We start from the raw sequence: 14,439 nt of genomic DNA on the forward strand, positions 1-14,439 counted from the left end.
ATCGATATTTTACCGACTTTTAGTTTATAAAGTATATTACTCACTAAGATATACACGATCCCTACCGGACATCTTCGCTCTATAGAGTGCTTCATCAGCTTTTTTCAACATTTCATCAAATGGTTTTTCATTACGTGCATATGGATTAACACCTATGGAAACTGTGATACGGCATTCAATATTTTTATAGTATATGGGCTCTTTTTTCACATGTTCACGCAGACGCTCTGCAAATGCTTTACTCTGCTGTGCATTCAGCTTCGTTGTATATATCACAAACTCTTCCCCACCATAACGAATAATAGAATCTTCGTTGCGTGTTAAACTTTTCAGTCTCTTGGCGACCTCTTGCAGTATAACATCTCCTGCATCATGCCCATAGGTGTCATTGACTTTTTTAAAATGGTCAATATCAACCATAAAAAGCTGGTATCTGCGTGAGAGTTTTTTGATCAATATATCATAGAGGTATTTACGATTATACACATTGGTAAGAGGATCCCTGTAACCTTCATAATATTTTTTCCTAAAATAGAGTGTCAAGATATAGTGTGCAACAAAAGTCAATAGACCTATAATAACCAACCATAGAAAAAATCTATTGAAGCTCTGCAGACGTGTCTGCATAATCAAGTCAAGATTATGTGAAATATCTGCACCTATTAATGCTACTGTTTGATTATTTTCAACAATTGGGTATGCAATAGTAATCCAAAGATTCGTTCCTTGCTTATGATGAAAGACCTCCACCTTTTTTTGTTTATAGGCCTCATCCCAAAAATTCCCCAAAGGACTAAAAGGTTCAAAGATATTCGCCCGTGTTGTAAGATTATTATCACTGTCCAAAAGAAAATAATAATTACCATCTTCATCTTTTGTAATAACAAAAAGATTTTGAATAGTGGAGATGCGAATAAGTCGAAGCATATCCTCAAAATTATGACGTAATTTAGCATTTGTTGTAACACTTTGTAGAAAATGACACTTGCTGTCCTTTTCATATACATGTGAAAGTTTCGAAAAAGTCTCTGTATGAAGATGAATAATTTTTGTATTTAACTCATGAGTGGTTTTTTGAAGAGTCTTTGCATACTCTGTATAGGCGAGAATAGAAATGAATGTAATAATAAGGAGTAAAACAGTAAACTGAATAATCGGTCTGCTAATTATATTCTTAGTTTCTTGTTGAGACAAATTTTAACAACTCCCCTTTTACTTGTAATCCAAACTGCTGTAGACGTTTGGATGAAAAACGAATTGTTGGACGTCCCTTTTGCCAGAAAAAGACACCAACTGCCTTTGGGTCTTTAAGATATTTTTCATAACTAAAAACAATAATTGGTTTCTTGCATGACTTTTGAATACCCTTATCAGAAAGCACAAAGTCTGCTTTTTCACAGTTCTTCACCACGAAGATTTTTTCTGAATCGGCAGCAATATGCTCTAAATGTGTATCATGAGAATAGACTCTGATTTCACTTTTTGTACTCATGCCCTCTAGCATTTTTTTGATAATGAGTGCCTCCCAATGGGAATCGGAAGCAGAGACATCAACAACCAAAAGCATAAGCAAAAAGAGAGTAAAAGTTTTCAAAAGCTATACTCCATTCCGACTGTAAAAGTTTGGTCGATTGGAAAGATATAGAGTGATTTTTGTTCGGGAACAAAACCGTTCATTTTAATATAACTGTATCTGCTCTTGGCAGCACTGTTAAATATATTTGTCCCTTTTACAGAAAAGATGAGTGAAGCAGTAGGCTTATAACGAATACCAACATTATAATTAATGCCATTTATCGGTGTCTTTTTTACACGGTAATAATCAGCTTCATTATAGAAGTCAAATTTTCGCCATGTATTGAGAAAACGTACAAAAGCACCATTTACTCTCTTATCCTCAGTTGTTGCAGGATCATGATATCTATTGGCATAGAGCATTGATTTGAGATTGTTAAATGCATCAAACTTATAATCATACTTCACGCTGGCACTATAGTTATTATAATATTTCGGTGCACCTTGTGAAATGGTTATTCGCGAATTTTCATTTTGAATATACTCTAAACATGCGCCTATTGTATGATTTGCAATATTTTTATTATATTCAGCAGAAACATCTCGAATGCGAAGCACTTCTATTGCAGCGTTTGCTGCACTTGATAAAGCATACTGTTCCGTTGGTAGCTGCATCTGTGATGCAAAAGCTTTAAATGTACTCCCTTTCGAAGTAACAATATATCCAAGACGTGCCTGAAATGTATCAAAATTACGTTGTGTTGCATTTGATTTACTGTGATAATAATTTTGTTTTATAGAGGCGGTCAGCATTTGACTTTCAGTGAGAATATAGTCATCTTGAATATACAATGAAAATATAGAATTGTCTACAAAAGTTGGATTACTCTCTAAAATTCCATTATTGTATGCGACAGTATCATGAAGAGATTTTTTAATATATTCAGAACCTATAATAAAATTATTTGCTTTATAAGCAAACTTTTTATCAACTTTCACATTATAGACGTCATCAATACTATTAGAATGTAAACTATCTTGCGGCAACAAAAGCTTAGCAGGATTTGTAGTCCATCGCGTCCTATCCATATTGAGGTTCAGGTATTCATTAATTCTGATAAATGAGAGGGAAAGTTTAAGCGAATCATCATTTAAAAAGGTGCTTGTTGCACTCACTCTTTTAAGTTTATAATCAATATCACCATTCTTAGGTGTTGCAAACATACTCAATGATAAAAATGGATCCATCTTATGGTCAATGTATTCAGCGCCTACTTTAACATTTTTATAATTCACTGTCATAAGTGCATGTTTGTTTTGATAATCACGGGAAAGATCATAGGTATCATGAGTATAATCTGTTCTCTCTACTTTACTATGGCTCGCATATGCATAATATTTCAGATCATCTGATGCTGCAGCATAGGATATATTTTCATGATGAGTACCCCTAGAACCTGCATATGCCTGAATGTTGGTTCCAACTTCTCTCGCCGGATCTTTAGAGTATAATTTGATTGTAACTACAGAGGGTTCAGAGTTTACAGAACTTGATGTACTCCCTTCATATACCTCAACATGGTCAACAAACCCAAGATCAATGTTACCATATATAAAAAGGCCGCTTCCCGCAAAAGCAGATGTGATTTCATGATTGTTTATAAATATTTTAACAATATCACTTGCATACGTTGCAGGATCAGCATGCAAAACATCAGGCATGCCAAACAAATTTTCATCATAGCGAAAAGAGCGCAAAGAGTTAAGCAACTCACTTAAATTATGTGCCTGCATTCTTTCAATATCATCCCGAGTATATACAGTTAGATGCCCGAGTGATTCATTTTTTGTTTTTTTGGAAAGGTCACTCTCTTTACGGTATAAATCAAGAATCTGATCTATATTGTAAGCTTGCAACAGTGTAGAAAAAAGTATGACTAATAGAAAAAATAATTTCATTATTACTCTTATATTGTTTATTATTTATTGTATCAAAAATGTTGCTAGTAAGAACTTAAAGTGGAATTTTTATCAAGAGAAATAAAAGAAAATATCCAACAAAGGCTAGACTATAAGCCTGCCATGTTGGATTTTTATGCAATATGCGTGAAAGCTAGAAGTTCGCGACTAAACTCTCGCTTCTTCGCGTCTGTTTAGATATTCCCAGTTTTTATCTACACGCTCCTGCCACTCTTTGATTAAGTATTTATACTCATCTTTGAAAAGGTGTCTAAAACGTCCTTGTGCTGCTAGATACTCTTCAACAGGAACAACATTTTTCGGTCTGTAAGTAATATTCAGTTCATGACCATCAATGATCTCATAAAGTGGGAAAACCAATGAATCTGTTGCAAGATCAGTTAAATGCATAGTGTCTTTAGGATCAAATTTCCACTCAGTGGTACAAGGAGAAACTGCATTGATAAATACTGCACCTTCAGTGTTCATACCATGCTGAATTTTCTTAACCATATCTTTCCATTTATTTGGAGCTACTTGTGCTGCATATGGAATATTATGAGCAGCCATAATGCCCATCATATCTTTTTTATTTCTTGTCTCACCATAAGAGATTTTACCTGCTGGCGTGGTTGTAGCACTTGCGCCTATTGGTGTAGAAGATGAACGCTGCCCACCTGTATTTGCATAGACTTCATTGTCAAGAACAACATACATCATGTCATGATTTCTTTCCATACAACCGGAAATCCATTGGAAACCAATATCATAAGATGCACCGTCACCACCAAAAGCTATAAACTTAGGGTTACGGTCAGGCTGTTTCAAACGACCTTTTGTTTTGAGTGCTTTATACATTGCTTCAGCACCTGCAACAGCAGTAGAACCATTCTCAAATCCAATATGAATCCAAGAAGCATCCCAAGATGTATATGGGTATACAGCTGTACAAACTTCAAGACAACCGGTAGAAGCTGCTAGAACTAAATCATCATTTGTTGCATTTAAAACTTCACGAACGATGATAGAGTGAGCACAACCAGGACAAAGAAGATTTGCACCTTCAAAACGGTCAGCTGATGTCGAAAACTCTTTTAAGTTTTTAATTTTTTTCATTTCACTCATCTTATCTTCCTATAAAAAAGCTAGTTTCGGTCCACGAACACCGATAAACTGTTGTTGTTTAGTTAATAACTTACCTGCATCAGCATTTGCTTGAAGCTCAGTATATAGATCTACTAAATGTTTTTTTGTTAAATCACGACCACCAAGTCCATAGATGTAACCAGAAAGCAGCATTTTACTATCTGTGTTAAAAAGTGAACCCGCAATTTCGTTAAATAACATACCCGCAGCACCACCTGGAGCTGAACGGTCAAGTGCAGCTACAGCTTTTACATCTTTTAATGTTTCAGCTATCTCCATAAATGGGAATGGACGGACAACACGTAGACCGACTACACCTGCCTTAATGCCTTTTTCTCTCATTTCACCTGCAACTTCACGTGCAGTTTCAACTGATGTACCCATACAGACAACAGCAACATCCGCATCATCCATATTATATTTTTCAACTTGATTATATTTACGACCTGTAAGTTTTTCAAATTCAGCAAATACTTCATCAATTTTTCCAGGAACAATGTTCATCGTATCAGCATGTTGACGAGCTTTATGCTCAAAGTGCCAATCTTCTTCAGTCTGAACACCATGAGTAACAGGATGTTCAAAGTCAAGCATATCGTTCATTGGTTTATATTCACCAACAAAATTAAATGCTGCATCATCACTTAGTGTGTGTACACCTTGTGCTGTATGAGAAGTTAAAAAGCCATCTTGATTTACTATAGCCGGAAGTCTAACCTCATGATCTTCACTTACTCTAAAAGCAATAAGGTTTAAATCATACGCTTCTTGTGGAGAAAATGCATCAAATTGAATCCAACCACTGTCACGGACCATATACATATCTGAATGGTCACAGTTAACATTAAGTGGAGCTGCTAATGCACGGTTTACGATATTTAAAACGATTGGCAAACGCATACCAGAAGCCTGATACAATGTCTCAGCCATAAGAGCAAGACCTTGAGAAGCTGTAGCAGTTGCAACACGACCACCTGCAGCAGCAGCACCAATACAACCACTCATTGCGGCATGTTCTGATTCAACCATTACAAATTCACCCTCAACAAGGTTATCTGACTTAAATTTTGCATATCCCTCAACAATAGCGGTTGATGGCGTAATTGGGTAAGCTGATACAACATCAACCTGAGCTTGTCTTAAAGCTTGTGCTGCTGCATAATTTCCATCCCATACTTCTATTTCATTTAATTCTAATTTATCAAATGCCATCTATTTCTCCTTCTCTTCTTTACTAGGCCATCTAGCAATTTCTGTCTCTTCATCTGCCTGTTCTGGGAACATCAACAATGATTTTGGATTTGTAGGACAAACCTCAACACAGATACCACACCCTTTACAGTGATCCATATCAATACCTATCATTTTTTTATCTCTTGAAATAATCGAAATATCCGGACAATATACCCAGCAAAATTGGCAATCAATACAATAGTCTTTATTGAAAACCGGTTTAATAAGTCTCCAATCAGCTACACTAGCAGTAAAAGAACTGTTTTGTGTATAGTGTCGATCTTCCTGGAGTGTTCCTGCGATATCTCCAGCTTCACCTTCAAATGTACGAAGCATAGCTCCGATTTCAAATTCGTCCCAACCTGTGTTTGCCATCATCAGCTCCTTATTTCACTTCATCATATGCACGCTGAATAGCAATCATATTCGCGTCAACAATTTTTTGAGGTAATTTTTTCAAAATTCTCTTCATGCTCTCTTTGAAAAATTCAATATCATACATACCGGAGACTTTCATAAATGCACCAAGCATCGGTGTATTTGGAATAGGACGGCCAATAGTCTCATTTGCAATAGTAATACAATCGAGTGTATATACTTCTTTACCCTCAAGTTTTGGCTGTGATGCTATTAACTCATCTGTAGTCATGTGTGTTGTGATAATATATTTTGTATTTTCTTTTCCATTAACAGTTACATCTGTTGTGTAAACCAAAGCAGGATCAATTACAAAAACATAATCAGGCTCCATATATTTTTCATGATTCAAAATCACTTTATCATCAACACGATTATATGCAGTCATAGCAGCCCCGCGTTTAGCCGAACCGTAAAATGCAAATGCCTGCACTTCTTTTCCAGTTGTAGAAATAACGTCTGCTAAACCTTTAGCACCAGTTACAGCACCTTGACCAGCACGACTATGCCATCTAATTTCTAGCATAAATTCTCCTTTTCTTTTCTCAAGAAACATTTATTTTTTCTATTTATCTGTATTTTAGGTAAACGGCACTTAAATGTAGCTTGATGATATAATGTAGCTTATAACATCAGTTACGTATGTGATATTTTTCTACGCTTTAACCACTTTACAGCTTCATAAGCATCATTAAAAACAACATCTGTAAATTTTTTCAGTGTATCACGTGAATCATATCCGCTTGTTACAGCTATGGCATTGACACCGGCTGCTTCTGCCGCAACCATATCCATCTGTGTATCACCTATCATCCATACATCTTTATCTTCAATATCAAAAGCTTCAAGTGCTTTTAAGATAGGCTCTGCGTGAGGCTTGGGATGTTCGACATGCTCGCGGCCGATAAGCACCTTGAACTTATTCATAATGCCGAAATACTCCATTAATACCTTAGAGTACTTTCCGGTCTTTGTTGTCACAATACCAAGTTTTGCAAAAGTGGCAGCCAGTTCAACAGCTTCTCTTGCGTGAGGCAGCAGTACCGTCTTTTGCGTCGATATCTCTCTATAGTGTTCTTTATAAACAGCCACAAAATCCCAGACTTTTTCGTCCTCGACACCGAGTTTTGCAAACATATAGTCCAGTGGATGTCCTATCAGTGCTTTTATTGATTCATCATCAGGATGTCTATAACCGTAAAAATCAAAAGCATAATGAAAACTCTCCAAAATCGCTTCCGTTGAATCTATGAGTGTGCCATCCAAATCAAATAGTATTATCATTAATCTTTTTCCCATGAAATATAGTTGTGCCAGATACCGCCGAGTGCCGGTTCTATATGTTTTATCTTTTTATTGACCGCCGTAATGGAGTTTGGAATGTATAAAAAGAGGTAGGGATTATCATGCGTGATGATGGCAAACATTTTACGCCACATCGCCCCGAGTTTCTCTTTATCTATAACAGACTGTGATTTCTCTATAAGCATGTCTATTTTTTTATTATGATAGCCGACAAGATTGAATCCGCCCTTCTTATCACTCTCGCTATGCCAAAAAAGATACGGATCGGGTGTCGGAGAGAGTCCCCAACCAAGAAGAACTGCATCGAACTTATGCGGAAAGACGACCATATTTAAAAAAGCCTGCCACTCCATCACACGCAGTTTGACGACAACCCCCGCTTTTTGCAGCTGATACTGCAGTATCTCTGCCGCATAAGGACGGATGGAACTTGAGTTTGATGTTGCTATCTCAAAAGTAAAGGGGTGCTTTTCATTATAGCCTGCCTCACGCAGCAGCTCTTTAGCTCTCTTTATATTCTGTTTAGGGGTTTTTACCTCAGAATTGAAAGCTTTCGTTCCCGGTAGAAATGGTCCAGTGCAGACCTTCGCATGTTTAAAGAAAAGTATATCTACCAGCTCTTCTCTGTTGATGGCCAAAGAGAGTGCCTCACGCACACGCGGATCTTGAAACTTTTTCTCACGCAGGTTAAAACCAAGATAGGTATAAGAGAGCGAGATCTTCTCATAGATGTTAAAGTGTTTAAAAAAATCTTTTTTAAGCTGTCGCTCCATTACAAGCGGTTCAACAGTTCCAATGTCTAGTTCATGGTTTTTCAGCATCAAAAGGCGTGTCATCGGATCGGCTATGACATGAAAAGAGATCTTGTCAATCTTGGGACGCCCTTCAAAATAGTCATCAAAAGCCGAGAGCTCGATATTTTTAGAAAATTCCAGCTGCGTGAGCCTGTAGGGGCCCGTGCCTATTGGATGCGTATTAAAAGTCGAATTCATAAGATTTTTTTCATCTTTTAAGATATGCTCAGGAAGTATTCCCATCATCCAGGTCTCAAGTGCTTTAAAATAAGGCTTTTTATAATCAACTTCAACGGCATAATCATCTAAAGCTTTGACATCTTTTACAAAACGAAAGCCAGTGCTGTAAGGGGAAGCTATCTTATCTGAAATGAGTGTCTTATAGGTAAAGAGGACATCTTTGGCAGAAAAATCTTTGCCATCATGCCATTTTACATTATGGCGCAATTCGAAGATAAGCGTCGTATCATTTTTAAAATAAAACTTCTTCGCCAGATCACCGATGATCTCTTTAGAGTCTTTGTCATACTTTACAAGCCCGTTAAATAAAAATCCCGTTATCTCTGAAGATGATGAATCAGTTGCCAGTATAGGGTTTAAGCGTGAAGGATTTGCAGAGGTTGCCAGCTGCAGCGTTGAAGCAAAAAGCTCTGTAAAGAAAAGAAATACGAGTAATATTTTCATAGTGGTGAAATTATAGTATAAAAATGAAAAAAGTTTGGGAAGTTTAAAAAAAAGAGAGATTTTACCAAGAGAAAAAACTCTTGATAAAAAAGAATATTAACGTTTTGAGAACTGGCGAGAACGACGTGCTTTACGTTTACCTGGTTTCTTACGCTCAACAACACGTGAATCACGAGTCATCATACCCTCTGGTTTGAGGATAGTTTTTAATTCAGGGTTGAACGCTACAAGCGCACGGCTGATACCGTGACGAAGTGCATCTGCCTGACCACCGAAACCACCACCTAAAGTAGTAGCAACGATATCTACGTTTTCATCTTGTTTTGTTAGTACAAGCGGTTGTTTTACACGAAGTTTTTTCGCTTCAAGTCCACCTAACCATGCGTCTAATGAAAGACCATTGATAGTGATTTTACCACTTCCTGGAGTTAACCATACTTTTGCGATAGACGCTTTACGACGACCTGTTGCATAAATTTTATTTGCCATGTTAATCCTTACTTAGCAATTTGTGCAGTGTGAGGATGCTCAGCACCTGCATATACTTTTAATTTTTTAAGCATTTTAGCACCAAGCTTAGTTTTAGGAAGCATACCACGAGTCGCTAATTTGTATAGTTTCTCAGGATTTTTCTCTAAAAGCTCAGTCAATTTAACACTCTTAGTAGAACCGAAGTAACCAGAGTGAGAGAAGTACTCTTTGTTAGCGATTTTTCCAAGACCGTTGAATTTTGCTTTAGAAGCGTTGATGATTACTACATAATCACCACAGTCAATGTTAGGAGTAAAACATGCTTTGTTCTTACCACGAAGTATAGTAGCTACTTCAGTGATCATACGACCAAAAGTTTTACCTTCAGCATCAATCAAAACCCATTTTTGATCGATTTGTTCAGGAGTTGCAATTTTTGTAAATTTCATTCTTGAACCTTTCTTTAGGAATTTTTATAACAAACACTATAAATGATTCTATAGTAAACATCTGTTTTAGTGGCGAAAGTATAACTGCATAAACTTATAAATAGCTGAATTTAAGTCATTTATAAGCTTTTTATTGTTGAAGCAAGTTGAGAATGAAATTATAACATATCTCCAATATTTACACTATTTTTCAGATACTTCGTACTATACTACGTCATTATATTAACAAGATTATAAGGAAAGAACTTCCAATGAAACGCAGATATTCATTATTGTTACTCTTCACTTTAACAGCATCTTTATCACAGGCAGAAGCAACACTTCCAAAACAGGCACTCAAAACAAATGGGCAGCTTATATACCAAGAACAAAAAACTGCAGAGATTTTCAAGGAGATGTTTCAGCAGGGTGATTTTTACGGCCGCCTTCGCAGTAACAACTTTTACTTCGGTTATGACCATGATGACAGCGGACACGAAAGTAATCTTGTCAGCTCCGTTGGTGCAAGTTTTGTTTTCAGATCTGCTTCTTTGAACAATTTTGACTTTACACTTGGCCTCTATGGATCCCAGGCTTTTTTCTCTGCCGATGATTTTAAGAACAACATATCTTTCGCAAAAGCGGCAAAAGATACTTTTAGCAGATACAAATACATAACAAACGGCTCAAAATCTCTCTTTGCATTCGGACAGGCCAACATCAGCTACAGCTACTCAAAAACAAACTTCAGAGCCGGCCGCCAGCTTGTTGAGACTTTTTATACAAAAAGCAATGATACGAAGATGATTCCAAACAGTTTTGACGGTCTTGTTGTCTCTTCAAAAGATATCAAAAAAACAAAATTAACACTTGCCTATCTTGCTAAGCAGAAACTGCGTGACCATGAGTCTGCACACTCTGTTTTGATGTATGATGATTCCAATAGTGCCAACCACTCACAATGGACAGGCAATGATGATTCGGCAATGCACAAAGGATTGAGTTATACAAATCTAAAAGCAGCAGGAAAAAAAACAGATGCACCGCTTATTATTTTAGATGCACAAAACAACTCTGTAAAAAATCTTAAAATAAACTTCTCCTCATACGTTGTTCCCTCCTTGCTTTCTCAGGTAATGGGTGAACTCAACTACAAAATAGCACTTAAAAGCTTTTCCATCACACACAGTGTACGCTATATAGAACAGTTTGACAATGGAGCAGGAGATGTCGGTGGTGCTTCCATCACAACAGATACAACAGGCTACAAAGATCCAAATTCACTAAACAGTGGTATGATTGCAGCAAGAATCGTCACAAAGATAGATGACTATAAACTAAATCTCGGTTACACGCAAGTACTCGACAAAGCAGACCTTGTAACACCGTGGCGAGGTTTTCCGACAGCCGGCTATACCCGTTCGATGGGAATGTATAACTGGCGTGCTAATGTCAAAAGTTATAGAATCGAACTTGTAAAAGGTGCCAATGCAAAAGGAATCTATACAAAACCTTTTTTGCAGACTTCTGTTTTATATATGGACGGAGATACAAATAAAAAGGAAACTGATTCTATGTTCTACTATGCAGGTATCGTGCAGAACATTCCTTCCATGCAGGAACTTCAGTACAGAGTTCGTTTAGGCTGGCGTGATTTTATCGGTGATTCTTCCCAAGTATCAGATTATCTTGATGCCCGGTTTGAGCTGAACTATCTCTTTTGAATACTTAAAGGAATATGGTGAAAAAAATATTTATAACGCTTTTACTACTGAGTGTAACACTTTTTGCACAGAAGATTACTATCTTTGCGGCAAGTGACCTGAAGTTTGCGCTTGACACCATTAAAGCAGATTTTTTAAAAGCCCACAAGAACGACACCATCAACATCATCTACGGATCTTCCGGTAAAGGGCGTGTCCAGATAGAACGCGGTGCACCCTACGACATCTATTTTTCGGCAAATATGGATTATGTAAAGTATCTTTACAACAAAGGCTTCATCATCACCAAGCCAAAACTTTACGCCATCGGCAGACTCGTTATCTGGAGTAAGAACAAAAATTTTCAATCAGCAAAAAGTTTTGAAAACTTCACACAGCCATGGGTCAATAAGATTACCATTGCAAACCCAAACCACGCTCCTTATGGACAAAAAGCAAAACAGGCACTGCAGAGCATGCATCTTTATAAAAAACTAAAGCCAAAGATCGTCTTTGGAGAAAACATCTCACAAACTACCAATTACATCAACATCAAAGCGGCAGATATCGGCATCATCGCTCTTTCACTTGCTCTTGCTCCAAACATCAGACAAAGTCCGTTTCATGACTATTACCTCATCGATGATAGTCTGCATGAGCCACTTTATCAGGGGTATGGCATAACAAGTCATGCAAAATCCTCCTCTTTGGCACAGGAGTTTATCAGCTTCTTTCAGCAAGCCGATTCGCAAAAGATCATGCGTGCCTACGGATTTAAAGTAGCAAAATGAACACAATTGTCACAAACGTCACAGCCATAGAAAATGTCAACAACCTGACACTGCTTCACTGTGAATCCCATACGACAGCAATTGTTATGATGAGTTTGAAGCTCAATCCAGACATCAGACAAGGCAGCCAGGTAGCACTGGCTGTCAAGCCAACAAATATCATCCTTGCAAAAGAACATCCACAACAAACAAGCTGCGAAAATATCCTTCACGCAACTGTAAAAACAGTCGAAGCCGGTGAACTGCTCTGTAGTGTAACCGTATCTTTTGAAGAGACAATCCTTGAAGCGATCATAACTCGCGAAGCACACAACAGACTTCTTTTAAAACAAGGGGATGCCGTTTCACTTCTCATTGGGGCAAATGATATCTACATTCAGGAGATACTCGATGTTTAAGACTCTTAGCAACCTTGATTTCATGCCCTTTCTCATCTCTTTCAAACTGGCATTTATCACCTCTGCTATTCTTTTTGTCTTTGCTCTGCCTTTAGCTTGGTATCTCTCACAGACAAAGTCACGCTCAAAGCCTTTTATTGAAGCAGTGACTGCCCTGCCTATTGTTCTGCCCCCTTCTGTTTTAGGTTTTTATATGCTCTGGGCATTTTCTTTCAACTCGCCGCTGGGTGCTTTTTTTGAAGATATCTTCGGCGTAAAACTCGCCTTTAGTTTTACGGGCATCGTCATTGCAAGTTGTTTTTACTCCCTGCCATTTATGGTACAGCCGCTGCAAAACGGTTTTGAAAGTCTCAACAAAAATATGCTTGAAGCCAGTTACATCGCAGGCAAAAGCAAAGTGACAACGCTTTTTAAAGTTGCCCTGCCAAATATGAAACCAGCACTTCTAACGGCCATCATTGTCACCTTTGCCCATACTGTCGGTGAGTTCGGTGTTGTTTTAATGGTCGGAGGCAGCATACCGGGTGAGACAAAAGTCGCCTCAGTCGCTATCTATGATATGGTAGAGGTTATGGACTATACTGCTGCGCATATCTACAGCGCTATCATGCTTATCATCTCTTTTATCGTGCTCTTTAGTGTCTATCTTTTCAATGCACGTCAAAACAAAAGGTTTGGATTATGATAGATATCAAGATTCAAAAAAAGCTCTATGGCGCAAAAGGTCTTATGCCCCTTCAGGTAGATCTGCAGATACAAGAGGGAGAATTCGTTGCACTCAGCGGTACAAGCGGCAGTGGGAAAACAACACTCCTGCGAATCTTGGCAGGTCTTGAAGAAGCATCAGGCGAGATTCAGGTCGGCAGTGAAATCTGGCTGCGTGAGCAAAAAGCACTGCCGCCGCAAAAAAGAGAGATAGGCTTTGTATTTCAGGATTATGCCCTTTTTGAGAACATGACCATCGAGCAAAATCTCCTCTTCGTTGCCAATAATACAAACCTTGCTGCACATCTTTTGGAACTTACCGAATTGCGTGAGCTTAAAAACAGGTACCCCTCTTCACTCAGCGGGGGACAAAAACAGCGCGTGAGCATCTGCCGCGCTCTGATGCGAAAACCAAAAATCTTGCTGCTCGATGAGCCTCTCTCCGCACTCGATGCTGCCATGCGTGCAAAACTCCAAAATGAACTGCTCACACTGCACAAAGAGTTTGGTACGACTACCATTATGGTCAGCCACGATCCAAGTGAGATATATCGCTTGGCTTCACGTGTTGTTGTCTTGGATAACGGCAGCATAACCAATGACGGAAAACCGACCGAAGTCCTTCTCAAACGCCAAGGGAGTCAAAAGTTCTCATTTGAAGGAGAATTGCTTGAGATAAAAAAGGTTGATGTTATTTATATTGCTATTGTAGCCATCGGTCAACAGTTAGTCGAAATTGTAATATCACAAGAAGAAGCAAAAAACCTTCAAATCGGAGACACAGTCAATGTTTCAACAAAGGCTTTCAACCCAAATTTAACATAATTATCCCCCCTATATTTTTAATAATTTTTTAATATTAAAAGTGATATTATGATTAATATAACTAT

At 37.8% G+C, this 14,439-nt stretch carries 16 protein-coding genes; 5 read left to right on the top strand and 11 right to left on the bottom strand.

The window, feature by feature from the left end:
- Positions 1-36: 36 nt before the first annotated feature.
- The 11 genes from FM071_RS09360 to rplM form a co-directional block, all read right to left on the bottom strand.
- Positions 37-1,194, bottom strand: a complete 1,158-nt coding sequence (locus FM071_RS09360) for a sensor domain-containing diguanylate cyclase (RefSeq protein ID WP_193110736.1) — start codon at positions 1,192-1,194, stop codon at positions 37-39.
- Complete coding sequence (locus tag FM071_RS09365) at positions 1,175-1,594, bottom strand: hypothetical protein (RefSeq protein ID WP_193110737.1); 420 nt, start codon at positions 1,592-1,594, stop codon at positions 1,175-1,177. Before FM071_RS09365 ends, FM071_RS09360 begins: the two co-directional genes overlap by 20 nt.
- Complete coding sequence (locus FM071_RS09370; RefSeq protein WP_193110738.1) at positions 1,591-3,474, bottom strand: TonB-dependent receptor plug domain-containing protein; 1,884 nt, start codon at positions 3,472-3,474, stop codon at positions 1,591-1,593. The genes FM071_RS09365 and FM071_RS09370 overlap by 4 nt, the downstream gene beginning before the upstream one ends.
- A gap of 168 nt (positions 3,475-3,642) precedes the next feature.
- Positions 3,643-4,599, bottom strand: coding sequence for a thiamine pyrophosphate-dependent enzyme (locus FM071_RS09375; protein ID WP_193110739.1), 957 nt, complete (start codon positions 4,597-4,599; stop codon positions 3,643-3,645).
- Between the two features lie 9 nt (positions 4,600-4,608).
- On the bottom strand, positions 4,609-5,832 hold the full coding sequence (locus FM071_RS09380) for a 2-oxoacid:ferredoxin oxidoreductase subunit alpha (RefSeq protein ID WP_193110740.1): 1,224 nt from the start codon (positions 5,830-5,832) through the stop codon (positions 4,609-4,611).
- Entirely contained in the window at positions 5,833-6,228 is a 396-nt protein-coding gene (locus FM071_RS09385; protein WP_193110741.1) for a 4Fe-4S dicluster-binding protein, read from the bottom strand.
- Between the two features lie 10 nt (positions 6,229-6,238).
- Positions 6,239-6,796 (bottom strand): pyruvate flavodoxin oxidoreductase subunit gamma, encoded by a 558-nt coding sequence (locus FM071_RS09390; protein WP_193110742.1) that lies wholly within the window; start codon positions 6,794-6,796, stop codon positions 6,239-6,241.
- 110 nt (positions 6,797-6,906) lie between these two features.
- Positions 6,907-7,554 (bottom strand): HAD family hydrolase, encoded by a 648-nt coding sequence (locus FM071_RS09395; protein ID WP_193110743.1) that lies wholly within the window; start codon positions 7,552-7,554, stop codon positions 6,907-6,909.
- Positions 7,554-9,053 carry a peptide-binding protein gene (locus tag FM071_RS09400; RefSeq protein ID WP_193110744.1) on the bottom strand — a complete coding sequence of 500 codons (1,500 nt, stop codon included), beginning with the start codon at positions 9,051-9,053 and terminating at the stop codon, positions 7,554-7,556. Before FM071_RS09400 ends, FM071_RS09395 begins: the two co-directional genes overlap by 1 nt.
- Positions 9,054-9,149: 96 nt before the next feature.
- On the bottom strand, positions 9,150-9,542 hold the full coding sequence (rpsI, locus tag FM071_RS09405; protein ID WP_193110745.1) for a 30S ribosomal protein S9: 393 nt from the start codon (positions 9,540-9,542) through the stop codon (positions 9,150-9,152).
- Between the two features lie 8 nt (positions 9,543-9,550).
- Complete coding sequence (gene rplM / locus FM071_RS09410) at positions 9,551-9,973, bottom strand: 50S ribosomal protein L13 (protein ID WP_193110746.1); 423 nt, start codon at positions 9,971-9,973, stop codon at positions 9,551-9,553.
- Between the two features lie 251 nt (positions 9,974-10,224).
- On the opposite strand from rplM, the gene FM071_RS09415 reads away from it, so the two are divergent.
- From FM071_RS09415 to FM071_RS09435, 5 genes are read left to right on the top strand one after another with little or no spacing between them, the layout of a single operon-like run.
- Positions 10,225-11,676, top strand: coding sequence for an OprD family outer membrane porin (locus tag FM071_RS09415; protein WP_193110747.1), 1,452 nt, complete (start codon positions 10,225-10,227; stop codon positions 11,674-11,676).
- Positions 11,677-11,693: 17 nt separating this feature from the next.
- A complete protein-coding gene (modA, locus tag FM071_RS09420; RefSeq protein ID WP_193110748.1) occupies positions 11,694-12,446 on the top strand; it encodes a molybdate ABC transporter substrate-binding protein in 753 nt (250 codons plus the stop codon).
- Positions 12,443-12,844 carry a TOBE domain-containing protein gene (locus FM071_RS09425; protein ID WP_193110749.1) on the top strand — a complete coding sequence of 134 codons (402 nt, stop codon included), beginning with the start codon at positions 12,443-12,445 and terminating at the stop codon, positions 12,842-12,844. The genes modA and FM071_RS09425 overlap by 4 nt, the downstream gene beginning before the upstream one ends.
- Entirely contained in the window at positions 12,837-13,529 is a 693-nt protein-coding gene (gene modB / locus FM071_RS09430; protein ID WP_193110750.1) for a molybdate ABC transporter permease subunit, read from the top strand. The genes FM071_RS09425 and modB overlap by 8 nt, the downstream gene beginning before the upstream one ends.
- Positions 13,526-14,374, top strand: a complete 849-nt coding sequence (locus FM071_RS09435; protein ID WP_193110751.1) for an ABC transporter ATP-binding protein — start codon at positions 13,526-13,528, stop codon at positions 14,372-14,374. Before modB ends, FM071_RS09435 begins: the two co-directional genes overlap by 4 nt.
- Positions 14,375-14,439 lie beyond the last annotated feature (65 nt).

This window comes from Sulfurimonas paralvinellae (assembly GCF_014905135.1).
Lineage (GTDB): Bacteria > Campylobacterota > Campylobacteria > Campylobacterales > Sulfurimonadaceae > Sulfurimonas > Sulfurimonas paralvinellae.

Excerpts from the sequence above, each read along its gene's own strand:
- modB (WP_193110750.1), top strand. The coding sequence starts at position 12,837 with ATGTTTAAGACTCTTAGCAACCTTGATTTCATGCCCTTTCTCATCTCT.
- FM071_RS09380 (WP_193110740.1), bottom strand. The coding sequence starts at position 5,832 with ATGGCATTTGATAAATTAGAATTAAATGAAATAGAAGTATGGGATGGA.
- FM071_RS09400 (WP_193110744.1), bottom strand. The coding sequence starts at position 9,053 with ATGAAAATATTACTCGTATTTCTTTTCTTTACAGAGCTTTTTGCTTCA.
- FM071_RS09375 (WP_193110739.1), bottom strand. The coding sequence starts at position 4,599 with ATGAGTGAAATGAAAAAAATTAAAAACTTAAAAGAGTTTTCGACATCA.
- FM071_RS09385 (WP_193110741.1), bottom strand. The coding sequence starts at position 6,228 with ATGGCAAACACAGGTTGGGACGAATTTGAAATCGGAGCTATGCTTCGT.
- FM071_RS09425 (WP_193110749.1), top strand. The coding sequence starts at position 12,443 with ATGAACACAATTGTCACAAACGTCACAGCCATAGAAAATGTCAACAAC.
- FM071_RS09395 (WP_193110743.1), bottom strand. The coding sequence starts at position 7,554 with ATGATAATACTATTTGATTTGGATGGCACACTCATAGATTCAACGGAA.
- rplM (WP_193110746.1), bottom strand. The coding sequence starts at position 9,973 with ATGAAATTTACAAAAATTGCAACTCCTGAACAAATCGATCAAAAATGG.
- FM071_RS09415 (WP_193110747.1), top strand. The coding sequence starts at position 10,225 with ATGAAACGCAGATATTCATTATTGTTACTCTTCACTTTAACAGCATCT.
- FM071_RS09390 (WP_193110742.1), bottom strand. The coding sequence starts at position 6,796 with ATGCTAGAAATTAGATGGCATAGTCGTGCTGGTCAAGGTGCTGTAACT.
- rpsI (WP_193110745.1), bottom strand. The coding sequence starts at position 9,542 with ATGGCAAATAAAATTTATGCAACAGGTCGTCGTAAAGCGTCTATCGCA.
- FM071_RS09435 (WP_193110751.1), top strand. The coding sequence starts at position 13,526 with ATGATAGATATCAAGATTCAAAAAAAGCTCTATGGCGCAAAAGGTCTT.
- FM071_RS09370 (WP_193110738.1), bottom strand. The coding sequence starts at position 3,474 with ATGAAATTATTTTTTCTATTAGTCATACTTTTTTCTACACTGTTGCAA.